Below are 22,557 nucleotides of genomic sequence, written 5' to 3'. Positions count from 1 at the left end.
TGCAACATGGCCACTTCATCGGTCCTGGCGGGCCTGACCGTCCTGATCATCGGCGACAGCCACCTGGCGACCCCCGATTTCCTGCTCAACCCGCTGCACGAGGCCCTCAGCCGCCAGGGTGCCCAGGTCCACTCCATCGGCATCTGCGGTGCCAGCGCCGGCGACTGGCTCAAGGCGACCCCCAGCCCCTGCGGCGGCGCCGAACGCCGGGGCAGCGCCGAGGCCACGGTGCTGGACAATGCGACGACCCGGCCGATCGGCCAGCTGCTCGACAGCGACAAACCCGATATCACCGTAATCGTCATGGGCGACACCATGGCCAGCTACGACAAGCCGAGCTTTCCCAAGGCCTGGATCTGGCAACAGACCAACAGCCTGGTGAAAGCCCTGGCCGACCACCACAGCCCCTGTGTCTGGGTCGGACCGAGCTGGGGCAGCGAGGGCGGCAAATACGGCAAGACCTACGAACGGGTACGGACGATGTCGGATTTCCTCGGCAAGAGCGTGGCGCCCTGCCGCTACATCGACTCGCTGCAGTTCTCCGGCAAGGGCCAATGGGCGACCATCGACGGCCAGCACCTGACCCTCACCGGCTACCGGGCCTGGAGCGATGCCATCGTCAAGGCGTTGTTGCAGATGCCGCGGCCCGCGGGCCGGTGAGCCCTCAGGGACGCAACACCGGCAGGCTGGTGGTGGACTTGATCTCGGAGAGCGCGACGATGGAGTTGACCTCCTGGATACCCGGGACCAGCGACAGCTTCTCGAAGAAGAACCGCTCGTAGGCCTCGATATCGGCCGTGACGATGCGCAGCAGGAAGTCCACCGCGCCCATCAGCACGTAGCACTCAAGCACTTCGGGAAAACCGCGGATCGCCTCGGTGAATTCGGCGAAGTTGGAGCGACCGTGGGCATTGAGTTTCACCTCGGCGAAAATCTGCGTGTTGAGGCCGATCTTTTTCCGATCGAGCAGGGTCACCTGGCTGCGGATCACCCCTTCATCCTTGAGCCGCTGGATCCGCCGCCAGCAGGGCGACTGGGACAAGCCCACCTGCTCGGCGATCTGCGCGCTGGACAACGAGGCATCCTCCTGCAGCAACGCCAGGATCCGCCGATCGTATGCATCAAGCTCACTCTGCATAGAAAAACCTCTAATCGCCTTTTCAGTGAATAACACAAGTCGCAATGACGCGAAATTCGCCCATCATAGATAAGAAATACCCGGATCGACATGTAAAAATTTCTCCAGCCGATCGAGGAGATAGACCATGTACAGCCGCGACCCCCTGACGCCTTCACGCCCCGATAACTGGTCCCCGCACAACGAGCACTGCCGGGTGCAGTACCAGGTCCGGGCCGAGGCCGAACCGGACCTGCTCTGCCGCCTGCTCAACCTGTTCGCCCTGCAGTTGCTCACGCCCCTGCAGGTGCAGGCCCGCCAGGACGATGGCGTGTTTCTGATCGAGCTGGAGCTGAATGGCCTGAGCTGGCACCGTGCCGAAGTGATCGGCGAAAAGATGCGCAACCTCATCAGCGTGTTTGCCGTGCACCTGCAGCCGGCGGCACAGGCCCAGCCAACGCGGCTGCAGGCGGCGGGCTGAGCCGCCGGAGAAAAAATCGCACGCCTCGTTCCGGTCTCGGCACAGACTTCGGGCAACCTCGCGACTATTCTTGCTTTCTCACGGTCAGACAGGGACTACTGACCGCCCGAACAGGAGCCCGCATGCCCGTCGCCTCTCTCAACCAGGATCACTGGCTGGACCTCAACGAACTGCTACGCGTCCTGGTCAGCCAGGGATTCATCAGCCAGGACTCGGCCGAACACGCCATGACCACCCGGCGCAACTCGCAGAACAGCCAGTTGCATCCCCTGGAGTTCATCGCCAGCCAGCACCTGCCCGACCTGAGCCGCCCCGGCAAGCCGCTGGACCTGGAAAACCTGACCCTGTGGCTGGCCCAACAGGCCGGCCAACCCTACCTGCGCATCGACCCGCTGAAGATCGACGTCGCCGCGATCATGCCGCTGATGTCCTATGCGTTCGCCCAGCGCCATAAGATCCTGGCCGTGGCGGTCGATCACGACGGCGTGACCGTGGCCAGCGCCCAGCCCCATGTGCGCAGCTGGGAAGCCGACCTGAGCCATGTGCTCAAGCTGCCGATCCGGCGGGTGGTGGCCAACCCGGTGGATATCCAGCGCTATACCGTGGAGTTCTTCCGCCTGGCCAAGTCGGTCAGCGGCGCCAGCACGGTCGACCAGAAAGGCCACAACCTGGGCAACTTCGAACAGCTGCTGAACCTCGGCGCCAGCGACCAGGAGCCGGACGCCAACGACGCGCACATCGTCAACATCGTCGACTGGCTGTTCCAGTACGCCTTCCAGCAGCGCGCCAGCGATATCCACATCGAGCCGCGCCGCGAGCAGGGCACCGTGCGCTTTCGCATCGACGGCGTGCTGCACAACGTCTACCAGTTCCCGCCCCAGGTGACCATGGCGATCGTCAGCCGGCTCAAGAGCCTGGGCCGGATGAACGTCGCGGAAAAGCGCAAGCCCCAGGACGGCCGGGTCAAGACCAAGACCCCCGACGGCGGCGAGGTCGAGCTGCGCCTGTCGACCCTGCCGACCGCGTTCGGCGAGAAGATGGTGATGCGGATCTTCGACCCGGAGGTATTGCTCAAGGACTTCGACCAGCTCGGCTTCTGCGCCGATGACCTGCGCCGCTGGCAGGACATGACCCGCCAGCCCAACGGCATCATCCTGGTCACCGGCCCCACCGGCTCGGGCAAGACCACCACGCTGTACACCACCCTGAAGAAACTGGCGACCTCGGAGGTCAACCTCTGCACCATCGAGGACCCGATCGAGATGGTCGAGCCGGCCTTCAACCAGATGCAGGTCCAGCACAATATCGACCTGACCTTCGCCAGCGGCGTGCGCGCGCTGATGCGCCAGGACCCGGACATCATCATGATCGGCGAGATCCGCGACCTGGAAACCGCCGAGATGGCGATCCAGGCCGCCCTGACCGGCCACCTGGTGCTGTCGACCCTGCACACCAACGATGCGCCGAGCGCCATCAGTCGCCTGCTCGAACTGGGCGTACCGCACTACCTGATCAAGGCTACCGTGCTCGGGGTCATGGCCCAGCGCCTGGTACGCACCCTGTGTCCGCACTGCAAGGCGCCGCACGAGCTGTCGGAGGAGGATTGGCAGACCCTCACCCGCCCCTGGCAGGCGCCCCTGCCCAGCGGCGCGCAACAGGCGGTCGGCTGCCTGGAATGTCGCGACACCGGCTACCGCGGCCGCGCCGGGGTCTACGAGATCATGCTGCTCAGCGACAGCGTCAAGGCGCTGATCCATGCCGACACCGACCTGCTGGCGGTGCGCCGCCAGGCGTTCAAGGAAGGCATGCGCAGCCTGCGCCTGTCCGGCGCACAGAAGGTCGCGGCGGGGCTGACCACCATCGAGGAGGTGCTGCGGGTCACGCCCCAGAGCGAGCAGCGTTGAGCGGGCAACACATCATTTCGACGGGGTGAGGACGAACCAGTCGATCACCCCGACCTCGCTGTTGGGCTTGATGCTCACCGGGGCGGCATCGCCGCGCCGCTGGAGAATCGAATGCCCTTCGGCGATCTGCTCGCCGGTGCGCCGGTTGATCGCGTCCTGCTCGCCGGTCGGGCTGAACAGCCAGGCGCCGCGTTCGTCACCGCGCACCCGCGTGCCCTGTGGATAAAGCCACTCGCCCAGGGTGGTGGAACGGGCCAGTTGCCCGTCCCACCTCTCGGTGCGCCGTTGACTGTCGAGGTACATGCGCAGCGAGGACAGGTGCAGGCCATCGAGGGCGATGTCGAGGTTGTCGGCGTCTTCGGCGCGCAGCATCCAGCCCTCCCGGTCGCCATGCAGCACAGTGCCCGCTGGCCAGGTCACGCCGGCCACGCCCACGCCGGGGACCAGGGTGCACTCCCTGAAACGCCAGCGGCTCGGCCGGTACGTGTCCTGCGCCTCGCGCCGGAAACTCGCCCAGGTGCCTGCGGCACAGGGCCAATCCTGTATGACCTGGTCATGTTCCAGGCGCACGCTGGAATCGCTGTAGCCCGGCGAGAAGTCGATCGCCGACACCGGCATCCCCAGGATCTCGATGGGCGCTGCCAGTTCGATCGACTTCAGGCTGTCCAGACCGTGCGCCTGGGGTTTCCCCTGCCAGTCCTCGGGGTCGAGGGTGCCCAGATGCGCCTGGCTGCCCGCCGGGAAGCTCAGCTCGCCCAGGCGCAGCTCGGCCTGCAACCGCGGATTCAGCGCCTGGCGCTCGGCCTCGGACGCCGCGTCCAGGCGCTGGAACTCCCGCAACATCGCCCCGCCCAGCCCGGCGAAGATCAGGCCCGGCACGATCAGGCAGCCGTAGCGCCAGGGATTGCGCCGCAGGTGACGGCGCGTACGCGCAAACAGCAGGGCCACCAGCACCCACAGCAGTCCGATCGTGCTGACCACGGCCAGCGCGGCCAGCAGGAAAATGAACAGGATGGCGGACGGATCGGGACCGAAGATCATCGCAATCGGCTACTCGCGGCGGGGTCGATGGCCCGCACCTTAACATGGCGCGTGTCCTGCGGGGCTGAACACAAATGACACACTTATTCCTGGGCCAGAGTCGCTACAATCAGCTCATTATCGGTATCTCGGTAATCACTTGAACAGGGAATCGTCATGCAAATCGGCAGCGTACTTCTGCTCTTCGTCGGCCTGGCCATCGCCATCGTCTTCATGGGCTTCAAGGTCGTACCCCAGGGCTACCAATGGACGGTGGAGCGCTTCGGCCGCTACACCACCACCCTCAAGCCGGGCCTGAACATCATCGTCCCGGTCATGGACCGCATCGGGCGCAAGATCAACGTGATGGAAAGCGTGCTAGACATCCCGCCGCAGGAAGTCATCACCTCCGACAACGCCACGGTGCAGATCGACGCCGTGTGCTTCTTCCAGGTGGTCAACACCGCCCAGGCCGCGTATGAGGTGAACAACCTCGAACATGCCATCCGCAACCTGTTGCAGACCAACATCCGCACCGTGCTCGGCTCCATGGAGCTCGATGCCATGCTCGGCCAGCGCGACACCATCAACGAGCGCCTGCTGCGCACCGTCGATGAAGCCACCGCGCCGTGGGGCATCAAGATCACCCGGATCGAGATCAAGGACATCAGCCCGCCCGCCGACCTGATGGCGGCGATGTCCGGGCAGATGAAGGCCGAGCGGGTCAAGCGTGCGCAGATCCTCGAAGCCGAAGGCCTGCGCGCCTCGGCGATCCTCACCGCCGAGGGCAAGAAGCAGGCGCAGATCCTCGAGGCCGAGGGTAACCGCCAGGCCGCCTTCCTCGAATCCGAGGCCCGCGAGCGGCAGGCCGAGGCGGAAGCCCGCGCCACCCAGGTGGTGTCCGAGGCGATCGCCAACGGCAACGTCCAGGCGGTGAACTACTTCGTCGCGCAAAAGTACGTCGAAACCCTGGGCCGGCTGGCCTCGGCCAACAACAGCAAGGTGATCCTCATGCCACTGGAGGCCAGCCAGGTCATCGGCGCGGTCGGCGGCATCGGCGAAATCGTCAAGGCCACCTTCGACGGCAAGAAGACCTGAGGCAACGGCCATGTGGGAATTCCTGCAACATCTGTCCTTCTGGGACTGGCTGGCCCTCGGCACCCTGCTGCTGATCCTCGAGGTGTTCGGCACCGGCGGCTACCTGCTGTGGGTCGGCATCGCCGCCGCAGTGGTCGGTGTGCTGACCTTCGTCATACCCGGCCTGCCATGGACCCTGCAGTTCCTGCTGTTCGGCCTGCTGTCGGTGTTGACGGCGGTGTTCTGGTGGAAGCGCCAGCGCGCCGCCAACATCGTCAGCGACCAGCCGGGGCTCAACGAACGCGGCCATGAGCTGATCGGCCGGGTCTTCGTGGTGCATTCGCCGATCAGCGGCGGGCGCGGCAAGATCAAGGTCGGCGACGGTGTGTGGCTGGTCACCGGCCCGGATGCCGAGGTGGGCGCACGGGTCCGGGTGATCGCGCAGCACGGCACCGTCCTGCAGGTCGAAACAGTTGAATGAGGGCAATGGAACTCCGTCTCGGTGAGCACAATCCAATGCTGCATATCACCCAAGCGGAGTCACCATCATGCGTCTCAAATATGCTGTCGCCACCCTGGCGCTGCTGTCCCTCCCGATTGGTTCGGCCATGGCCGACGGCTTCTGGCGCAACGTCATTTCGTCCGGCGCAACCACCGGTTCAACCTACCTGACCTTCAAGGACCACAAGCTGATCGTCGCCGCCCAGGATGACGCCGGCAGCTTCGTCGCCAGCGATGGCGCGATCCGTGGCCCCTACCTGGAAGCCGCCATGCAGAAAGTGCGGGCCGACAACCCGGACCTGAAGGCCAGCGACATGGAGCTGGCCAATGCGATCCTGGCCAAGAACGCCCTGGCCGAAGAGTGATCGCCAGGTTTGCAGCTTGAATCGATGAAAAACGCCGACGATCAGTCGGCGTTTTTCATCATGCGATGCACTCAGCGATAGTCGTCCAGCGGTACGCAGGCGCAGAACAGGTTGCGGTCGCCGTAGACGTTGTCCACCCGGTTCACCGTCGGCCAGTACTTGTGGGCCCGGGTGTGCGCCGTCGGCACGACCGCCTGGGCGATGCTGTAGGGACGTTCCCAGCCCTCGGTGATATCCGCCAGAGTGTGCGGCGCCCGCTTGAGCGGGTTGTCCTCGGCGGACCAGTTGCCGCTCTGCACCTCGGCAATTTCCGCGCGAATGCTCAGCATGGCTTCGACGAAGCGGTCCAGCTCGGCTTTCGACTCGCTCTCGGTCGGCTCGACCATCAGCGTCCCCGGCACCGGGAACGACATGGTCGGCGCGTGGAAGCCGTAGTCCATCAACCGCTTGGCCACGTCCTCCTCGCTGATGCCGGTCTGTGCCTTGAGGGGACGCAGATCGAGGATGCACTCATGGGCGACCCGGCCATTGCGCCCGCTGTAGAGCACCGGGAACGCCCCGCCGAGCTGTTGCGCCAGGTAGTTCGCGGCCAGGATCGCCACCTCGCTGGCGTCGGCCAGTTGTGGCCCCATCATCGCGATGTACATCCAGCTGATCGGCAGGATGCTCGCACTGCCCCAGGGCGCGGCGCTGACCGCGCCGTTCTGCGGCAGCGGGCCGTCGATGGGCACCACCGGATGGTTGGCGACGAACGGCGCCAGGTGCGCACGCACGCCGATCGGCCCCATGCCCGGGCCACCGCCGCCGTGGGGGATGCAGAAGGTCTTGTGCAGGTTCATGTGCGACACGTCGGCGCCGATATCCGCCGGACGCGCCAGGCCGACCTGGGCATTGAGGTTGGCGCCGTCCATGTACACTTGGCCGCCATGGTTGTGGATAACTTCACAGATATCGCGGATACCCTCCTCGTAGACGCCATGGGTCGAGGGATAGGTCGCCATCAGGCATGACAGCCTGTCGCCGGCTTCCCGGGCCTTGGCCTTGAGGTCTTCCAGCTCGACGTTGCCCGCATCGTCGCATTCGACGATCACCACCTGCATGCCGGCCATCTGCGCCGAGGCCGGGTTGGTGCCGTGGGCCGAGGCCGGAATCAGGCAGATGTTGCGCGCGCCCTGCTTGCGGCTTTCATGGTATTTGCGGATCGCCAGCAGCCCGGCGTATTCGCCCTGGGCCCCGGAATTGGGCTGCATGCAGATCGCATCGAAGCCGGTGATCGCGCAAAGCCAACGCTCCAGCTCGGCGATCATCGCGGTATAGCCCGCCGCCTGTTCACGGGGGACGAACGGGTGCAGGTTGGCGAATTCCGGCCAGGTGATGGGGATCATCTCGCTGCTGGCATTGAGCTTCATGGTGCAGGAGCCCAGCGGGATCATCGACTGGTTGAGGGCCAGGTCCTTGTTCTCCAGCTGCTTGAGGTAGCGCAGCATCTCGGTTTCGCTGTGATGGCTGTTGAACACCGGGTGCGTCAGGTACGTGGAAGTCCGCTGCAGTTCCGCCGGGATACCGGCATCGAGGCTCTCGGCGTCCAGTTCGGCGACGTCCAGTCCGTGATCGACCCCGAGGAAGATATCCAGCAGCCGAGCCACCGTGGTTTCGTCAGAGGTTTCGTCGAGACTCAGGCCCAGTTGGCCGCGCCCGAGAATCCGCAGGTTGATCCGCGCCGCCCGGGCGCTTTCGAGAATCGCCGTCTGGCTGCCGCCGACATCGAGGGTCAGGGTGTCGAAGAAGTGCCGGTTGAGCCGAGCAATGCCCTTGCGCTCAAGGCCGCTGGCGAGGATGCAGGTCAGTCGATGAACCCGCTGGGCGATGCGCCGCAAGCCCTCGGGGCCATGGTAGACCGCGTAGAAACCGGCGATGTTGGCCAGCAGCACCTGGGCCGTGCAGATGTTCGAATTGGCCTTCTCCCGGCGGATATGCTGCTCGCGGGTTTGCAGCGCCATGCGCAGAGCCAGGTTGCCGCGGGCATCCCGGGAGACGCCGATGATGCGCCCGGGAATCGCCCGCTTGTATTCGTCGCGGGTGGCGAAATACGCCGCATGCGGCCCGCCATAGCCCATCGGCACACCGAAGCGCTGGGACGAGCCGAACACCACGTCGGCACCCAGTTCGCCGGGGGGCGTCAGCAGCAGCAGGCTCAACAGGTCGGCGGCCACGCAGGCCAGCGCCTGCTGGGCGTGCAACTGCTCGATCAACGGCCGCAGGTCGCGAACCTCGCCATGGGTATCGGGGTACTGCAGCAATGCGCCGAACACCTTGTGTTGGCTCAATTTATCCACAGGGCCGACGAGCAATTCGAAACCGAAGCCCTCGGCGCGGGTGCGCACCACGGAAAGGGTCTGTGGATGACAGTGCTCGTCGACGAAGAACAGGTTGCTTTTCGACTTCGCCACCCGCCGTGCCAGGGCCATGGCCTCGGCTGCCGCAGTGGCCTCGTCGAGCAGCGAGGCGTTGGCCAACTCCAGGCCGGTCAGGTCGATGGTCATCTGCTGGAAGTTGAGCAGGGCTTCCAGCCGCCCTTGGGCGATTTCCGGTTGATAGGGGGTGTAGGCGGTGTACCAGCCGGGATTTTCCAGCACGTTGCGCAGGATCACCGTCGGCGCCAGGGTGCCGTGGTAGCCCATGCCGATCAGGCTGGTCCAGAGCTGGTTCTGCTCGGCGTAGCCACGCAGCCGGCTCAACGCCGCCTGCTCGTCGAGGGCCGCCGGCAGCTCCAGCTCGCGGTTCAGGCGGATCGCCGGCGGTACCGTCTGCTCGATCAGCTCGACACGGCTCGCCACTCCGAGGGCGGCGAGCATCGCCTGCTGCTCGCTGGCATCGGGCCCCAGGTGACGGCGCAAAAAGGCCTGGGAGTCTCGCAACTGGCGCAGGGACGGCAACTCGGACATTAGGGCTCTCTCCTGGCGGCGCGCGCTGGGCAACACGGGCGAGCACCGCGTTTCGAACACTGTGCAAGCAGCATAGCAGCCCGTCACCCCGACCGCCGCGAAGCATCCGTTCAGCGTCAGGACAGCAAAAAGCACCGAAATTTCACATCAAATCAGTATGATCGATGGCATCGCGGCATTGCTGTCTACTCTTTACCGCCTGTGGAACATTTCCCGGCCTCTAAACATCGGACGTCACGACCCCATGAGCCAACTTCCTTTCCTGCCTTTCGCCAAACCCACCATCGACGAAGCGACCATTGCCTCGGTCGCCGACGTCCTGCGTTCCGGCTGGATCACCAGCGGTCCCAAGGTGGCGGCCTTCGAAGCCCAGTTGTCGGAATACTTCGGCGGGCGTCCGGTGCGGACCTTCAACTCCGGCACCTGCACCATGGAAATCGCCCTGCGGATCGCCGGCATCGGCCCGGGTGACGAAGTCATCACCACGCCGATTTCCTGGGTCGCCACCGCCAACGTGATCATCGAAGTCGGCGCCACCCCGGTGTTCGCCGACATCGACCCGGTGACCCGCAACATCGACCTGGACAAGCTAGAGGCCGCCATCACCCCACGCACCCGGGCGATCATTCCGGTGTACCTGTCCGGCCTGCCGGTGGACATGGACCGCCTCTACGCCATCGCGAAGAAGCACAACCTGCGCATCGTCGAAGACGCCGCCCAGGCCCTGGGTTCGGAGTGGAAAGGCCAGAAGATCGGCGCCCTCGGCGACTTCGTCTCGTTCAGCTTCCAGGCGAACAAGAACATCACCTCCTCCGAGGGCGGCTGCCTGGTGCTGAACAATGCCGAGGAAGCACGCCTGGCGGAGAAATATCGCCTGCAGGGCGTGACCCGCAGCGGTCATGACGGGCTGGACGTGGACGTGCTCGGTGGCAAGTTCAACATGACCGACGTCGCCGCGGCCATCGGTCTGGGGCAGTTCGCCCAGGTCGACGCCATCACCGCCCATCGCCGGGCGATGGCCGAGTACTACTTCGAGTGCTTCGGCAGCGATTTCGAGGAGAAGTACGGCGCACAACTGCCGGTGAAGGACTTCACCCACAGCAACTGGCACATGTTCCAGCTGGTGCTGCCTGAGCGCCAGGACGGTCGTCCGGCACGGGATACCTTCATGGAGGACATGAAGCAGCAGGGCATCGGCATCGGCTACCACTACCCGGCGATCCACCTGCTGAGCCTGTACCGCGCCCGCGGCTTCAAGGAAGGCATGTTCCCGATCGCCGAGCGGGTCGGGCGCCTGATCGTTTCGTTGCCGATGTTCAACGTGATCACCCAGGCCGATGTCGAGCGCTCGGTGGCGGCGGTCAAGGCCGCCCTGTCGCGCTGAGACCGAGGCGCCTGCCCTATTCGCGGGCAAGCCACGCTCCTACAGGTTGTCGGTCGTACACAAAGTTACGGACGACTCAAAACTGTAGGAGCGTGGCTTGCCCGCGAATAGGGCCCCAGGGCCTTGCGCCCGATTTACTCGCCGATGGAGGCCTTGTAGCCAGCGGCATCCAGCAGCTTGTCCAGCTCGGACTTGTCGCTCGGCTTGAGCTTGAAGATCCACGACTCGTAGGGTTCTTCGTTGAGCAGCTCCGGCGAATCGGCCAGTTCCTCGTTCACCGCGATCACTTCACCGGACACCGGTGCATAGATATCGGAAGCGGCCTTCACCGACTCCACCACACCCGCCGCATCACCTGCCGCGAAGGTCTTGCCGACTTCGGTCAACTCGACGAACACCACATCCCCCAACGCCTCCTGAGCGTGGTCGCTGATACCGACGGTCACCGTACCATCGGCTTCCAGGCGGGCCCATTCGTGGCTTTGGGCATAACGCAGATCGCTAGGGATAACGCTCATATTCAAGAGTCCTCGAGAAAAAGTGTCAGCGGCCTGCGGCACAGGCTCGCCGGATAAGATCAGACCAGGGTTTTGCCATGACGCACGAACGTCGGCTTTACCACGCGAACCGGGTACCATTTGCCGCGAATTTCAACTTCAGCGCGGTCGGCCGTAGCCGCGGGAACACGCGCCAGAGCAATCGACTTGCTAAGCGTAGGAGAGAAACTACCACTGGTGATCTCTCCTTCGCCAACGTCGGCGATACGAACCACCTGGTGCGCACGCAAGACACCGCGCTCCTCCAGCACCAGACCGACCAGTTTGAGGCTTGGCCCGGCCGCCTTTTCGGCCTCGAGGGCAGCGCGGCCGATGAAGTCGCGCCCCGCCGGTTCCCAGGCGATGGTCCAGGCCATGTTGGAGGCCAACGGCGAAACATTCAGGTCGATGTCCTGGCCGTAAAGGTTCATCCCGGCCTCAAGGCGCAGGGTATCGCGGGCACCGAGGCCGATCGGCGAGATACCGGCCCCGACCAGGTCGTTGAAGAACGCCGGGGCCTGTTGCGCCGGCAGCACGATTTCCAGGCCATCCTCGCCGGTGTAGCCGGTGCGGGCAATGAACCAGTCGCCGTCACTGCGGCCTTCGAAGGGCTTGAGCTGCTGGATCAGTTGGCTGCGGGACTGGCTCACCAGTTCGCTGATCCGGTGCCGGGCCTGCGGGCCCTGGATCGCCAGCATCGCCAGCTCGGGACGCTCCAGCAATTGGACATCGAAGCCGGTGAGCCTGGCGTTCATCCACGCCAGGTCCTGGTCGCGGGTGGCCGCGTTGACCACCAGCCGGTAACCGGCATCCGTGCGGTAGACGATCATGTCATCGACCACCCCGCCCTGCTCGGTGAGCATGGCGCTGTAGAGCGCGCGGCCCGGGCTGTCGAGTCGCTCGACATCATTGGCCAGCAGGTGCTGCAACCAGGCCTTGGCCTGGCTGCCGGCAACGTCGATCACCGTCATGTGCGAGACATCGAAAACCCCGCAGTCGCGACGCACCTGGTGGTGCTCCTCGACTTGCGAGCCGTAGTGCAGAGGCATATCCCAACCGCCAAAATCGACCATCTTCGCGCCGAGGGCGAGGTGCAGGTCATACAGAGGCGTGCGCTGTCCCATGGGTTTCTCCTTCCGGGCGTGGCGAAGGTGCGGACAGGCGCCGGACTGGCTTCAGCCCTTTATGAATGGGGCCTTGAGCCGTATTCCGGAACCCGGTCTGTCAGACGGACCACACCGAATGCCGCGCATTGTAGCCGCAAGGAACCGACCTGGCACCTAACCGATTTGCCTTGCCGAACGCCGGATCAGACCGATCACCGGCAACAGGCCGACCAGCACCAGGGTCAGGGCCGGCAACGAGGCCCGCGCCCATTCGCCCTCGCTGGTCATCTCGAAGACCCGCACCGCCAGCGTGTCCCAGCCGAACGGGCGCATCAGCAGGGTCGCCGGCATTTCCTTGAGCACATCGACGAACACCAGCAATGCCGCACTCAGGGTACCGGGCAACAGCAGCGGCAGATACACTTTGAAAAACAGTCGCGGCCCGCCCACCCCCAGGCTGCGAGCGGCCTCCGGCAACGACGGCCGAATGCGCTCCAGGCTGTTTTCCAACGGCCCGTAGGCCACCGCGATGAAACGCACCAGGTACGCCAGCAGCAGGGCCGAGAGACTGCCCAGCAGCAGGGGCTTGCCGGCCCCGCCGAACCAGCTCGACAGCGGGATCACTAGTTCGCGGTCCAGGTAACTGAAGGCGAGCATTATCGACACCGCCAGCACCGAGCCGGGCAACGCATAACCGAGGTTGGCCAGGCTGACGCCACTGCGGATCGCCCGGGTCGGCGCCTGGCGACGGGCGAAGGCCAGCAGCATCGCCACCGCCACGGTCAGCAGTGCGGCCATGCCGCCCAGGTACAGGGTATGCAGGATCAACCCGGTATAGCGCTCATCCAGGTCGAGGCGCCCGCGCCGCCAGAACCAGGCCAGCAGTTGCAGCAATGGCACGACGAAAGCGCAGGCGAACACCAGCAGGCACCAGCCGCTGGCCGCCCAGGCCTTGAGGCCATTCAGGCGGTACAGCGCACTGCCCCGGGGCCGCTCGTTGCCGGCCCGGCTGGCACCGCGGGCCCGCCGCTCGCCATAGAGCACCAGCATCACCGCGAGCAGCAGCAGGCTGGCCAGCTGGGCGGCACTGGACAGGCTGAAGAAGCCGTACCAGGTCTTGTAGATCGCGGTGGTGAAGGTGTCGAAGTTGAACACCGACACCGCGCCGAAATCCGCCAGGGTCTCCATCAGCGCCAGCGCGACCCCGGCACCGATGGCCGGCCGCGCCATCGGCAGGGCCACCCGCCAGAACGCCTGCCAGGGCGACTGGCCGAGCACCCGCGCCGCTTCCATCAGGCCTTTGCCCTGGGCCAGGAACGCGCTGCGCGCCAGCAGATAGACATAGGGGTAGAACACCAGCACCAGCACCAGGATCACCCCACCGGTGGAGCGCACCCGCGGCAGCCGCAGGCCGCTGCCAAAGACTTCGCGCAGCAGGGTCTGCACCGGGCCGGAGAAATCCAGCAGGCCGACAAAAACGAAGGCCAGCACATAGGCCGGAATGGCGAAGGGCAGCATCAACGCCCAGTCGAGCCAGCGCCGGCCGGGGAATTGGCAGAGGCTGGTGAGCCAGGCCAGGCTGACACCCAGCAGGGTCACACCGACCCCGACGCCAGCCACCAGGGTCAGGGTGTTGCCCAGCAGGCGTGGCAGTTGGGTATCCCAGAGGTGGGTCCAGATCTGCGCGTCGATCGACTGCCAGGACAGCAACAATACGCTCAGCGGCAACAGCACCAGGGCCGCGACGGCGAAGACCAGGGGGTACCAGCGGCGTTGGATGGGGTGGGCCAAGAAACTTCTCGGTTGGGGTTGTGTGTGAGCGCCCTTGTAGGAGCGTGGCTTGCCCGCGAAGAACGATGACGCAGTGCCACTGGAACACCGCATCGCCTCATTCGCGGGCAAGCCGCGCTCCTACAAGAGATAGGATGGTGTTGTCAGTTCCAGCCGGCGCGGTCCATCAGGCGGATCGCCTCGGCCTGGCGCTTGCCGGCAATTTCCACCGGCAGGGCGTCGGGGACGAACTTGCCCCAGCTCGCCACTTCCGCCGACGGCGGCACCGCCGGGTTGGCCGGGAACTCCTGGTTCACATCGGCGAAGATCCGCTGGGCCTCGGGCGTGGTCATCCACTCCACCAGCGCCTTGGCCGCTTCCGGGTGCGGGGCATGTTTGGTCAGGCCGATCCCCGACAGGTTCACGTGCACGCCACGATCACCCTGGTTCGGCCAGAACAGTTTCACCGCCAGGTTCGGGTTCTGCTTGTGCAGGCGCCCGTAGTAGTAGGTGTTGACGATACCGACGTCGCACTGCCCGGCGTTGATCGCCTCGAGCACCGCGATGTCATCGGAGAACACGTCGGTGGACAGGTTGTTTACCCAGCCCTTGAGAATCTGCTCGGTCTTCTCGGCGCCATGCACCTCGATCAGGGTGGCGGTCAGCGACTGGTTGTAGACCTTTTTCGCCGTACGCAGGCACAGGCGGCCTTCCCACTGCTTGTCGGCCAGTGCCTCGTAGGTGGTCAGGTCCGCCGGTTTCACCCGCTCGGTGGAATACGCCAGGGTTCGCGCGCGCAGGCTCAAGCCGGTCCACTGATGGGCCGAGGAGCGGTACTGCAGCGGAATGTTGCTGTCGATCGTCTTCGAGGTGAAGGGCTGCAGGATACCCATCTGTTCGGCCTGCCAGAGGTTGCCGGCATCGACGGTCAGCAGCAGGTCGGCGGTGGCATTCTCGCCTTCGGCCTTGATCCGCTGCATCAGCGGCGCTTCCTTGTCGGTAATGAATTTCACCTTGACCCCGGTCTTCCGGGTATAGGCATCGAACACCGGCTTGATCAGTTCGTCGATTCGCGAGGAGTAGACCACCACCTCATCGGCAGCGTGGGCGGCGCCCGCCATCAGGGTCAGGGCCAGGGCTGTCAGTAGACGCTTCGGTGCCGGCATGGGAGCGTTCCCTCAAGTGCGGAAGTAAGCGCGAAATGATAGTGACTCACATTTGCGCCCTCAACCGAAGTCGGCACGGAGGCGTTACCAGATGTTGCACAGATTCACCACGGGTTTCCCATCTGCCCTATCAAGGCGCCTCAGGACTCATGCTTCTGTAGGAGCCGGGCTTGCCCGCGAAGCCTTCAGCGCTCTCCAGAACACTTTCGCGGACACACCGGACACCGGCACCTACAAGGCCCTGGCCAGCTCCGGCAGATCCCCCGTCAGGCCCAGTGCCTGGCGCACGAACAGCGCCTTGGCCTCGGGCATCTGGTCGACCACCCTCAAGCCGGTATTGCGCAGCCAGCGCAACGGCAGCGGGTCGGCCTGGAACAGCCGCTCGAAACCCTCCATCGCCGCCATCAACCCCAGGTTGTGCGGCATGCGCCGACGCTCGAAACGGCTGAGCACCTTCACACTGGCCAGCCGCTCGCCACGCTCGACCGCCCGCAGCAGCACTTCGGCCAGCACCGCGGCATCGAGGAAACCCAGGTTCACGCCCTGCCCCGCCAGCGGGTGGATGGTATGCGCCGCGTCACCGATCAGCGCCAGCCCCTCGGCGACATAACGCTTGGCGTGACGCTGGCGCAGGGGCACGCAGACACGCAGGTCAACGGCAAGCACCTCGCCGAGGCGCCCTTCGAAGGCGCGCTCCAGCTCATGGCGGAAGCTGGCTTCATCCAGTGCCATCAGGCGCTCCGCCTCACCCGGGGTGGTCGACCAGACGATCGAACACCAGTCCTGTTGGCCGTCACGCTCCAGCGGCAGGAACGCCAGCGGACCGTCGTCGGTAAAACGCTGCCAGGCGGTCATCCGGTGCGGCTGGCTGCTGCGCACGCTGGTCACGATGGCATGATGCATGTAATCCCATTCCCGCGTTGCACAACCGGCCAGGCGCCGCACCGCCGAATTGGCGCCGTCGGCGGCCACCACCAGCGGCGCACGCAGCTTGCGACCGTCGGCCAGGGTCAGCAGCCAGTCATCGCCGGAGCGGCGCATCTGCTCCAGCCGCGCATTGGCCAGAAGGCCCATGTCGCAGTCGTGCAGGCGATCGAGCAAGGCGTCCTGGACCACCCGGTTCTCGACGATATGCCCGAGCACCTCGGCGTGCACACTGGCCGCCGAGAAGTGAATCTGCCCGGTACCGCTGCCGTCCCAGACCTGCATGTCGCGGTAGGGACTGGCGCGCCGCCCGGCAATGCCAGGCCATACACCCAGGCGCTCGAGAATGCGCTGGCTGGCGGCCGACAGGGCACTCACCCGAGCTTCGAACGGCGCCTGCGGGTCGAACGGTTTGACGCTCATCGGCCCGCCGTCGAGCAGCAGCACCTGCAGGCCACTGTCTTTCAACGCCAGGGCCAGGGCACTGCCCACCATCCCGGCCCCGACAATCAGCACATCTGCGCGCATTTCCATGCTTCAAACCTTAGCAAGTGATGTAGGAGCCGGGCTTGCCCGCGAAGCTTTTTGGCGGCCTTGATGGCCCCTTCGCGGGCAAGCCCGGCTCCTACAGGATTCGTGGTGGCCAGAGACACCACAAGACTCTAGACATCGGCACGCGTACCCAGCCCCATGGCCTGGCGGGCGAACCAGCGCTTGGCCGGCGGCAGCAGGTCCAGGCCCAGCAGGCCAAGGTTGCGCCCCAGGGCGACCAGCGGCTGGCCGCTGCCGAACAGCCGGGTGACCCGGTCGGAGAAACCGACGGTCAGTGTCTGGTCCAGGCGCTGGCGTTCCTGGTAGCCGCGCAGGGTCGCAAAGTCGCCCAGTGGCGCCTCGCTGGCCAGCAAGGCTTCAGCCAGGGCCTGGGCATCGCGCAGGGACAGGTTGAAGCCCTGTCCGGCAATCGGATGCAGGCTATGGGCCGCGTTGCCCAGCACCGCCAGGTGCGGGCGGACCTGTTCCTCGGCCTCCACCAGGGTCAACGGGTACAGGTGTCGCGCGCCGACCTGCTTCAGGGTGCCGAGGCGATAACCGAACACGCCCTGCAACTCGCTGAGGAAGCTGCGCTCGTCCAGTTGCGCGAGCCGTTGAGCGTCCATCCCGAGCCGGGTCCAGACCAGTGCACAACGGTTGTCCGGCAACGGCAGCAGGGCCATCGGCCCTTCGTCGGTGAACCGCTCGAAGGCCATGCCGTGATGGGCTTCGCCCGGTGAAATATTGGCGATCAGCGCGCTCTGGTTGTACGGCCGCTTGCGCACGCCGATCCCCAGTTGCTCGCGCAGGCCGGAACGGCCACCGTCGGCCAGCACGGCCAGCTCGCAGTCGAGCACGGTGTCATCGTTGAGGCTCAGGCGATAGCCGCCTTCCAGTGGCTGCAGGCGGGTCACCTCGGCCGGGCAGCGCCAACTGACCACCTCCTGGTCCAGCCCCTGCCAGAGGCATTGGCCGAGCCAGGCGTTCTCCACCACATAGCCCAGGGCAGGCACGCCCTCTTCCATGGCCGACAGCCGTGCCGTGGAAAAACGGCCGCGGTCGGACACATGAATCTGCCTGATCGGCTCGGCGCGCTGGGCAATCGGCTGCCACAGCCCCAGACGTTCGTAGATCTGCCGGGAGCCGAAGGAGAGCGCCGACGAACGCGCGTCATAGCTCGGCTGGTAGCTGTCGCCGGGGGCGAAGGGTTCGATCAGCACGATCTTCCAGCCACGTGCCTTGGCCCCGGCCTGCAACGCCAGGGCCAGGCTGGCGCCGACCAGGCCACCGCCGATGATCGCCAGATTGGCCCGGCTCATGCTGCAGACACCCGCGCAGCGGCCATCAGGGCCTCGATCTCGGCCACGGTCTTGGGCACACCGCCGGTCAGAATTTCACAACCTTGCCTGGTCACCACCACGTCGTCCTCGATGCGCACGCCAATGCCGCGCCATTTCTTCGCCACGTTCTGGTTGTCGGGGGAAATGTAGATCCCCGGCTCCACTGTCAGCGCCATGCCGACCTCCAGCACGCGCCATTGGTCGCCGACCTTGTAGTCGCCGACATCATGCACATCCATCCCCAGCCAGTGGCCGGCGCGATGCATGTAGAAGGCCCGATAGGCCTCGGTTTCGATCAGTTCGTCAACGTCGCCTTCCAGCAGCCCCAGCTCCACCAGGCCGCGGGTGATCACCCGCACCGTCGCCTCGTGCGCCTGGTTCCAGTGCTTGTCCGGGGCGATCTCGGCGAACGCCGCTTCCTGGGCAGCCAGCACCAGTTCGTAGATCGCCTTCTGCTCGGGCGAAAACTTGCCGCTGACCGGCCAGGTACGGGTGATATCACTGGCATAGCAGTCGATTTCGCAGCCAGCATCGATCAGCACCAGGTCACCCTCCTTGAGCACCGCGTCATTCTGCTGGTAGTGCAGGATGCAACTGTTGCGTCCGGCGGCAACGATCGAACCGTAGGCCGGCATCTTCGCCCCACCCTTGCGGAACTCGTAGTCCAGCTCGGCTTCCAGGCTGAACTCATGCAGGCCGGCCCGCGCCGCCTGCATGGCCCGCACATGGGCGCGAGCGGAAATCGCCGCGGCCTCGCGCATGACCTTCACTTCTGCCGCCGATTTATACAGGCGCATGTCGTGCAGCAGATGATCCAGGGCAACGAATTCGTTCGGCGGCTGCGCGCCGAGGTGGGCCTTGGAACGGATCACGTTGATCCAGTCCATCACGTGCCGATCGAATTCCGGGTTACTGCCCATCGCCGAATACACCCGGTCGCGCCCTTCGATCAGGCCCGGCAGGATGTCGTCGATATCATTGATGGGAAATGCGTCGTCCGCCCCGTAGTCACGGATCGCGCCCTCCTGGCCGGCACGCAGACCGTCCCAGAGTTCGCGCTCGGCGTTGCGTTCGCGACAGAACAGCACGTATTCGCCGTGGGCCCGGCCGGGGATCAGCACGATCACCGCCTGGGGCTCGGGGAAACCGCTGAGGTACTGGAAGTCGCTGTCCTGGCGATAGACATGCTCGACATCGCGGTTGCGGATCATCACCGCAGCCGCCGGCAGGATCGCGATGCTGTTGGGTTCCATCTGCGCCATCAGCGCCCTGCGCCGCCGGGCGTATTCCGCTTTCGGGATATGGATCATGGGCAGACGGAACTCCCTTTCGAACTCAGTGCAGCGAAGGCTTGGCAGCCGGCTCGGCCGGCTTGTTGACCTCGGTGAACAGCAGCAGCGGCGCAACACGCAGGTATTCCATGACCTCCATGTAGTCGTTCTCGCCGTCGTCGGACTCTTCCAGGGCGTCCTGGACCTGGGCGATGGCGGCCAGGTCCTGCAGCACCTCGGTGGCCTCGATGCTCAGGGCATTGGCACGGTAGGTCAGGCCGAAACCGGCGAGAAAGCCCTGGCACCACTGGCCCAGCGCGGCGGCACGTTCGGTCAGCGGCGCGTCGTCGCTCGGCAGCAGCAGGACCACGGTCATGTCGTCGCTGGTCAGTTCGCCCTTGACCATCTCCTGCAGGCCGATCAGGGCGTTGCGCACGTTGTCCTGCGGCTCGCCTTCGAGCAGTTCGGCGGCATCCACCAGCCAGCTGTCGGCCTCGAAGCCGGCACCGGCGCAGCTGCGACCGAGCAACAGGCCGTGCAGTTCGGCCGGCGAGACCGGATGGCCGTTGCTGCTCAGCAGGGTGGCAAAGGCGTTATAGGGGGAATTCTGAATAGGCATGGGCGGCTAGGCGCCGAACGGCGCAATGTCTAGAATGAAGGCCTTGTATCCTAGCATTCGAGGGCCCGCCAAGACCATCGAGGCGGACAACTCGTTTGCCAGGGTCTGGACGAAATGTTTTCAGCGCGGCCTGGGCGAGCGCCGATACATTTCGGACAGAGCCCAAACGCTCCAGTCACGACCGCTCATCAGTCATATTCAGTCGACATCAAAGTAGATAATGAATGGAAGACAACGACCTGCACGCGCTGATGGCCAGACTCGAACTGTTGATTACCCGGGTCGAGCAACTAAAAAGCCAAAACAGACTCCTATTAGCTCAGGAAAAGACCTGGCGCGAGGAGCGCGCACACCTTATTGAAAAGAACGAAATCGCCCGGCGCAAGGTTGAATCGATGATTACGCGCCTCAAGGCCCTGGAGCAAGACTCATGAGTTCAAGCAATAACGTTACCGTGCAGATACTCGATAAAGAGTATTCGATCATCTGTCCCCAGGAGGAACGCAGCAACCTGATCAGCGCCGCGCGCTACCTGGATGGCAAGATGCGCGAGATCCGCAGCAGCGGCAAGGTGATCGGTGCCGACCGCATCGCCGTGATGGCCGCGCTGAACATCACCCACGACCTGCTGCACAAACAGGAGCGCCCGGATGTGCAGGCCAGCAGTTCGACACGCGAACAGGTGCGTGACCTGCTTGAGCGGGTCGACCTGGTGCTGTCTTCCGATTCGGACACCAGCAAAGGCTGATTCCCACAGCCCTTTCGGTTATACTGGCATCACTCCCTGGGGTGCTTGCCAGTTGACGATGTCCCTGAGCCGATTTGCACTACCCTGGAATTTGCACGTTGGGCCGGTGTGCATGTCCGCTAGACGGAAAGCCTTAACGCCTACTGCACCTTCCACCTTGAACTCTCGGGTTCAAGGGCTAAGTCGACAGCGGTTCATCCGGGGAGCCTGATTTCCAGGCCCATGTCGGTGAATGCCGACAGGGGTCTTCACGGGCCGCCGTCCTGGCCGCTCCACTGCCTGCAGCACGAATCCATGACCGAACCTGCGCCGCTTTCCCGCCCGCAACTTCGACGACTGCTGCGCAAGGCGCGCCGCGCCCTTACGCCCGGCGAGCAACGCCAGGCCGCACGCGGCCTGTATCGGCAACTGGCGCAACACCCACTGTTCCGCCGTGCCCGCCATGTTTCCCTGTACCTGCCGAACGACGGCGAAATCGATCCGCGCCTGCTGCTGCGCGAGGCCCAGCGTCGTGGCAAGCACACCTATCTGCCGGTGCTGAGCGCCTGGCCGCGGACCAAGATGGTGTTCCAGCGGATTCGCCCCGGGGAAAAGCTGCGGCCCAACCGCTTCCGCATTCTCGAACCACGAATCAACCCGGCCGCCCAGCGCAAGGTCTGGGCGCTCGACCTGGTGCTGCTGCCGCTGGTCGGTTTCGACCCGCTCGGCGGACGCCTGGGCATGGGCGGCGGCTTCTACGATCGCAGCCTGGCCTATCAGTCGCGCCGCAAGAGCTGGCGCAAGCCGACGCTGCTGGGGCTGGCCCATGAATGCCAGAAAGTGGCGAGACTGGATCAGGCCAGTTGGGATGTGCCGCTGCGCGGAACGGTCACAGGCAGTGCGTGGTATATCGCAGGCTGAAGCGAGTGGAACAAGGGCGTCAACGCGAATGGCGACGCCTTTCTGGCGGGATCAACGCTTGAACAGGGTCGACTGCTGGGGCTGCTGCTGGGCGATCTCGACGGGAGCGTCCTTCTTGCCGGACCACAGGCCCTGGGCATAACCCGTTGTCACCACACCCAAACCGAACAAAATAACCAAAGTCCATAGTAAATCCGGTTTGCGTTTCATCGATTGCCCCCCTAGGCAAATCACATACGATGACAGCAGCGGTTTGATGATTAGGCCGTGCAGCAGCGTCAAGCTTAAAATTCCGGCATTTTGCGATAACGTGAACCACTACGCAAACGCTGGCGTCAACCGACCGTCGGTTTGTATGAAATTGCCCGACAAACTGCCCAAGGAGCACCACCATGGCCTACTGGCTGATGAAATCCGAGCCGGACGAGCTCTCGATCGAAGGCCTGGCCAAGCTGGGCGAAACCCGCTGGGACGGTGTCCGCAACTACCAGGCGCGCAACTTCCTGCGGGCCATGGCGGTTGGCGACGAGTTCTTCTTCTATCACTCCAGTTGCCCGGAGCCGGGGATTGCCGGAATCGGCAGGATCGTCGCGGCGGCCTACCCGGACCCGACGGCGCTGGACCCGCAAAGCCACTACCACGACCCCAAGGCCACGCCCGAGAAGAATCCCTGGAGCGCCCTGCAGGTCGGGCATGTCGAGACCTTCGCCAAGGTGCTCGGGCTCGGCTACCTGAAACAGCAGGCCGCACTGGCGCAAATGCCACTGGTGCACAAAGGCAGCCGCCTGTCGGTGATGCCGGTGACGGCAGAGCAGTGGGCAGCGGTTCTGGCCTTGCGTTGACGGCGGCGGC

Annotated in this window: 23 protein-coding genes and 1 other RNA gene; 12 read left to right on the top strand and 12 right to left on the bottom strand. The window is 65.0% G+C overall.

The annotated features are described in order from the left end of the window. Nucleotides 1-6 precede the first annotated feature (6 nt). Nucleotides 7-660, top strand: a complete 654-nt coding sequence (locus tag ACM62G_RS13450; RefSeq protein WP_419737301.1) for an SGNH/GDSL hydrolase family protein — start codon at nucleotides 7-9, stop codon at nucleotides 658-660. Nucleotides 661-664: 4 nt separating this feature from the next. Here ACM62G_RS13450 and ACM62G_RS13445 read toward each other — a convergent pair whose 3' ends face one another. Continuing rightward, on the bottom strand, nucleotides 665-1,138 hold the full coding sequence (locus ACM62G_RS13445; protein ID WP_054063589.1) for an Lrp/AsnC family transcriptional regulator: 474 nt from the start codon (nucleotides 1,136-1,138) through the stop codon (nucleotides 665-667). A gap of 127 nt (nucleotides 1,139-1,265) precedes the next feature. Between ACM62G_RS13445 and ACM62G_RS13440 the strand changes: the two genes are divergently transcribed. Continuing rightward, nucleotides 1,266-1,598, top strand: a complete 333-nt coding sequence (locus tag ACM62G_RS13440; protein ID WP_419737300.1) for a hypothetical protein — start codon at nucleotides 1,266-1,268, stop codon at nucleotides 1,596-1,598. 122 nt (nucleotides 1,599-1,720) lie between these two features. Then, nucleotides 1,721-3,502, top strand: coding sequence for a GspE/PulE family protein (locus ACM62G_RS13435; RefSeq protein WP_419737299.1), 1,782 nt, complete (start codon nucleotides 1,721-1,723; stop codon nucleotides 3,500-3,502). 12 nt (nucleotides 3,503-3,514) lie between these two features. Here the strand turns inward: ACM62G_RS13435 and ACM62G_RS13430 are convergent, their stop codons facing one another. Continuing rightward, nucleotides 3,515-4,543 carry a hypothetical protein gene (locus tag ACM62G_RS13430; RefSeq protein WP_419737298.1) on the bottom strand — a complete coding sequence of 343 codons (1,029 nt, stop codon included), beginning with the start codon at nucleotides 4,541-4,543 and terminating at the stop codon, nucleotides 3,515-3,517. Between the two features lie 156 nt (nucleotides 4,544-4,699). Here ACM62G_RS13430 and ACM62G_RS13425 point away from each other — a divergent pair, with 156 nt between their 5' ends. The 3 genes from ACM62G_RS13425 to ACM62G_RS13415 all read left to right on the top strand — a co-directional run bounded on the left by ACM62G_RS13425 (nucleotide 4,700) and on the right by ACM62G_RS13415 (nucleotide 6,465). Continuing rightward, the gene (locus ACM62G_RS13425) at nucleotides 4,700-5,620 is read left to right on the top strand and encodes an SPFH domain-containing protein (RefSeq protein ID WP_054061169.1); all 921 of its coding nucleotides are present in this window, start codon (nucleotides 4,700-4,702) and stop codon (nucleotides 5,618-5,620) included. Nucleotides 5,621-5,630: 10 nt separating this feature from the next. After that, nucleotides 5,631-6,080 (top strand): NfeD family protein, encoded by a 450-nt coding sequence (locus ACM62G_RS13420; protein WP_054061168.1) that lies wholly within the window; start codon nucleotides 5,631-5,633, stop codon nucleotides 6,078-6,080. Between the two features lie 67 nt (nucleotides 6,081-6,147). Beyond that, on the top strand, nucleotides 6,148-6,465 hold the full coding sequence (locus ACM62G_RS13415; protein WP_054061175.1) for a DUF2388 domain-containing protein: 318 nt from the start codon (nucleotides 6,148-6,150) through the stop codon (nucleotides 6,463-6,465). Between the two features lie 71 nt (nucleotides 6,466-6,536). Here the strand turns inward: ACM62G_RS13415 and gcvP are convergent, their stop codons facing one another. After that, entirely contained in the window at nucleotides 6,537-9,410 is a 2,874-nt protein-coding gene (gene gcvP, locus ACM62G_RS13410; protein ID WP_419737297.1) for an aminomethyl-transferring glycine dehydrogenase, read from the bottom strand. 244 nt (nucleotides 9,411-9,654) lie between these two features. Between gcvP and ACM62G_RS13405 the strand changes: the two genes are divergently transcribed. After that, nucleotides 9,655-10,794 (top strand): DegT/DnrJ/EryC1/StrS family aminotransferase, encoded by a 1,140-nt coding sequence (locus ACM62G_RS13405; RefSeq protein ID WP_054063592.1) that lies wholly within the window; start codon nucleotides 9,655-9,657, stop codon nucleotides 10,792-10,794. Nucleotides 10,795-10,928: 134 nt separating this feature from the next. Here the strand turns inward: ACM62G_RS13405 and gcvH are convergent, their stop codons facing one another. From gcvH to ACM62G_RS13365, 8 genes are all read right to left on the bottom strand, one after another. Beyond that, nucleotides 10,929-11,312 (bottom strand): glycine cleavage system protein GcvH, encoded by a 384-nt coding sequence (gene gcvH / locus ACM62G_RS13400; RefSeq protein ID WP_054061165.1) that lies wholly within the window; start codon nucleotides 11,310-11,312, stop codon nucleotides 10,929-10,931. 59 nt (nucleotides 11,313-11,371) lie between these two features. Next, nucleotides 11,372-12,454: a glycine cleavage system aminomethyltransferase GcvT gene (gene gcvT / locus ACM62G_RS13395; protein WP_054061164.1), complete on the bottom strand. Its 1,083-nt coding sequence runs from the start codon at nucleotides 12,452-12,454 to the stop codon at nucleotides 11,372-11,374. Nucleotides 12,455-12,610: 156 nt separating this feature from the next. After that, on the bottom strand, nucleotides 12,611-14,227 hold the full coding sequence (locus ACM62G_RS13390; RefSeq protein WP_419737296.1) for an ABC transporter permease: 1,617 nt from the start codon (nucleotides 14,225-14,227) through the stop codon (nucleotides 12,611-12,613). A 143-nt stretch (nucleotides 14,228-14,370) separates the two neighbouring features. Continuing rightward, nucleotides 14,371-15,372 carry an extracellular solute-binding protein gene (locus ACM62G_RS13385; protein WP_054061502.1) on the bottom strand — a complete coding sequence of 334 codons (1,002 nt, stop codon included), beginning with the start codon at nucleotides 15,370-15,372 and terminating at the stop codon, nucleotides 14,371-14,373. 231 nt (nucleotides 15,373-15,603) lie between these two features. Then, nucleotides 15,604-16,824 (bottom strand): 2-octaprenyl-3-methyl-6-methoxy-1,4-benzoquinol hydroxylase, encoded by a 1,221-nt coding sequence (locus ACM62G_RS13380; RefSeq protein WP_419737521.1) that lies wholly within the window; start codon nucleotides 16,822-16,824, stop codon nucleotides 15,604-15,606. 134 nt (nucleotides 16,825-16,958) lie between these two features. Continuing rightward, nucleotides 16,959-18,146 (bottom strand): 2-octaprenyl-6-methoxyphenyl hydroxylase, encoded by a 1,188-nt coding sequence (gene ubiH / locus ACM62G_RS13375; RefSeq protein WP_419737295.1) that lies wholly within the window; start codon nucleotides 18,144-18,146, stop codon nucleotides 16,959-16,961. Continuing rightward, nucleotides 18,143-19,477 carry a Xaa-Pro aminopeptidase gene (gene pepP / locus ACM62G_RS13370; RefSeq protein WP_273825852.1) on the bottom strand — a complete coding sequence of 445 codons (1,335 nt, stop codon included), beginning with the start codon at nucleotides 19,475-19,477 and terminating at the stop codon, nucleotides 18,143-18,145. The genes ubiH and pepP overlap by 4 nt, the downstream gene beginning before the upstream one ends. Before the next feature lie 25 nt (nucleotides 19,478-19,502). Continuing rightward, a complete protein-coding gene (locus tag ACM62G_RS13365) occupies nucleotides 19,503-20,057 on the bottom strand; it encodes a YecA family protein (protein ID WP_054058510.1) in 555 nt (184 codons plus the stop codon). A 224-nt stretch (nucleotides 20,058-20,281) separates the two neighbouring features. Here ACM62G_RS13365 and ACM62G_RS13360 point away from each other — a divergent pair, with 224 nt between their 5' ends. The 4 genes from ACM62G_RS13360 to ACM62G_RS13345 all read left to right on the top strand — a co-directional run bounded on the left by ACM62G_RS13360 (nucleotide 20,282) and on the right by ACM62G_RS13345 (nucleotide 21,705). Next, nucleotides 20,282-20,491, top strand: a complete 210-nt coding sequence (locus ACM62G_RS13360; protein ID WP_054058509.1) for a TIGR02449 family protein — start codon at nucleotides 20,282-20,284, stop codon at nucleotides 20,489-20,491. Beyond that, nucleotides 20,488-20,805, top strand: coding sequence for a cell division protein ZapA (locus ACM62G_RS13355; protein ID WP_054058508.1), 318 nt, complete (start codon nucleotides 20,488-20,490; stop codon nucleotides 20,803-20,805). Before ACM62G_RS13360 ends, ACM62G_RS13355 begins: the two co-directional genes overlap by 4 nt. Before the next feature lie 30 nt (nucleotides 20,806-20,835). Next, nucleotides 20,836-21,014: non-coding RNA, 6S RNA (gene ssrS / locus ACM62G_RS13350), on the top strand. Nucleotides 21,015-21,099: 85 nt separating this feature from the next. Then, nucleotides 21,100-21,705: a 5-formyltetrahydrofolate cyclo-ligase gene (locus ACM62G_RS13345; RefSeq protein ID WP_419737294.1), complete on the top strand. Its 606-nt coding sequence runs from the start codon at nucleotides 21,100-21,102 to the stop codon at nucleotides 21,703-21,705. 51 nt (nucleotides 21,706-21,756) lie between these two features. Here the strand turns inward: ACM62G_RS13345 and ACM62G_RS13340 are convergent, their stop codons facing one another. Continuing rightward, nucleotides 21,757-21,987: a hypothetical protein gene (locus ACM62G_RS13340; protein WP_017902648.1), complete on the bottom strand. Its 231-nt coding sequence runs from the start codon at nucleotides 21,985-21,987 to the stop codon at nucleotides 21,757-21,759. Between the two features lie 110 nt (nucleotides 21,988-22,097). Between ACM62G_RS13340 and ACM62G_RS13335 the strand changes: the two genes are divergently transcribed. Beyond that, nucleotides 22,098-22,547, top strand: a complete 450-nt coding sequence (locus ACM62G_RS13335; protein ID WP_054058507.1) for an EVE domain-containing protein — start codon at nucleotides 22,098-22,100, stop codon at nucleotides 22,545-22,547. Nucleotides 22,548-22,557 lie beyond the last annotated feature (10 nt).

The sequence above is a fragment of the Pseudomonas sp. COR18 genome, from assembly GCF_048568395.1.
Taxonomy (GTDB): Bacteria; Pseudomonadota; Gammaproteobacteria; order Pseudomonadales; family Pseudomonadaceae; genus Aquipseudomonas; species Aquipseudomonas fuscovaginae_B.
This window is presented reverse-complemented; position numbering and strand designations above follow the sequence as displayed.

Excerpts from the sequence above, each read along its gene's own strand:
- ACM62G_RS13450 (WP_419737301.1), top strand. The coding sequence starts at position 7 with ATGGCCACTTCATCGGTCCTGGCGGGCCTGACCGTCCTGATCATCGGC.
- ACM62G_RS13445 (WP_054063589.1), bottom strand. The coding sequence starts at position 1,138 with ATGCAGAGTGAGCTTGATGCATACGATCGGCGGATCCTGGCGTTGCTG.
- ACM62G_RS13440 (WP_419737300.1), top strand. The coding sequence starts at position 1,266 with ATGTACAGCCGCGACCCCCTGACGCCTTCACGCCCCGATAACTGGTCC.
- ACM62G_RS13435 (WP_419737299.1), top strand. The coding sequence starts at position 1,721 with ATGCCCGTCGCCTCTCTCAACCAGGATCACTGGCTGGACCTCAACGAA.
- ACM62G_RS13430 (WP_419737298.1), bottom strand. The coding sequence starts at position 4,543 with ATGATCTTCGGTCCCGATCCGTCCGCCATCCTGTTCATTTTCCTGCTG.
- ACM62G_RS13425 (WP_054061169.1), top strand. The coding sequence starts at position 4,700 with ATGCAAATCGGCAGCGTACTTCTGCTCTTCGTCGGCCTGGCCATCGCC.
- ACM62G_RS13420 (WP_054061168.1), top strand. The coding sequence starts at position 5,631 with ATGTGGGAATTCCTGCAACATCTGTCCTTCTGGGACTGGCTGGCCCTC.
- ACM62G_RS13415 (WP_054061175.1), top strand. The coding sequence starts at position 6,148 with ATGCGTCTCAAATATGCTGTCGCCACCCTGGCGCTGCTGTCCCTCCCG.
- gcvP (WP_419737297.1), bottom strand. The coding sequence starts at position 9,410 with ATGTCCGAGTTGCCGTCCCTGCGCCAGTTGCGAGACTCCCAGGCCTTT.
- ACM62G_RS13405 (WP_054063592.1), top strand. The coding sequence starts at position 9,655 with ATGAGCCAACTTCCTTTCCTGCCTTTCGCCAAACCCACCATCGACGAA.
- gcvH (WP_054061165.1), bottom strand. The coding sequence starts at position 11,312 with ATGAGCGTTATCCCTAGCGATCTGCGTTATGCCCAAAGCCACGAATGG.
- gcvT (WP_054061164.1), bottom strand. The coding sequence starts at position 12,454 with ATGGGACAGCGCACGCCTCTGTATGACCTGCACCTCGCCCTCGGCGCG.
- ACM62G_RS13385 (WP_054061502.1), bottom strand. The coding sequence starts at position 15,372 with ATGCCGGCACCGAAGCGTCTACTGACAGCCCTGGCCCTGACCCTGATG.
- ACM62G_RS13380 (WP_419737521.1), bottom strand. The coding sequence starts at position 16,824 with ATGCGCGCAGATGTGCTGATTGTCGGGGCCGGGATGGTGGGCAGTGCC.
- ubiH (WP_419737295.1), bottom strand. The coding sequence starts at position 18,146 with ATGAGCCGGGCCAATCTGGCGATCATCGGCGGTGGCCTGGTCGGCGCC.
- pepP (WP_273825852.1), bottom strand. The coding sequence starts at position 19,477 with ATGATCCATATCCCGAAAGCGGAATACGCCCGGCGGCGCAGGGCGCTG.
- ACM62G_RS13365 (WP_054058510.1), bottom strand. The coding sequence starts at position 20,057 with ATGCCTATTCAGAATTCCCCCTATAACGCCTTTGCCACCCTGCTGAGC.
- ACM62G_RS13360 (WP_054058509.1), top strand. The coding sequence starts at position 20,282 with ATGGAAGACAACGACCTGCACGCGCTGATGGCCAGACTCGAACTGTTG.
- ACM62G_RS13355 (WP_054058508.1), top strand. The coding sequence starts at position 20,488 with ATGAGTTCAAGCAATAACGTTACCGTGCAGATACTCGATAAAGAGTAT.
- ACM62G_RS13345 (WP_419737294.1), top strand. The coding sequence starts at position 21,100 with ATGACCGAACCTGCGCCGCTTTCCCGCCCGCAACTTCGACGACTGCTG.
- ACM62G_RS13335 (WP_054058507.1), top strand. The coding sequence starts at position 22,098 with ATGGCCTACTGGCTGATGAAATCCGAGCCGGACGAGCTCTCGATCGAA.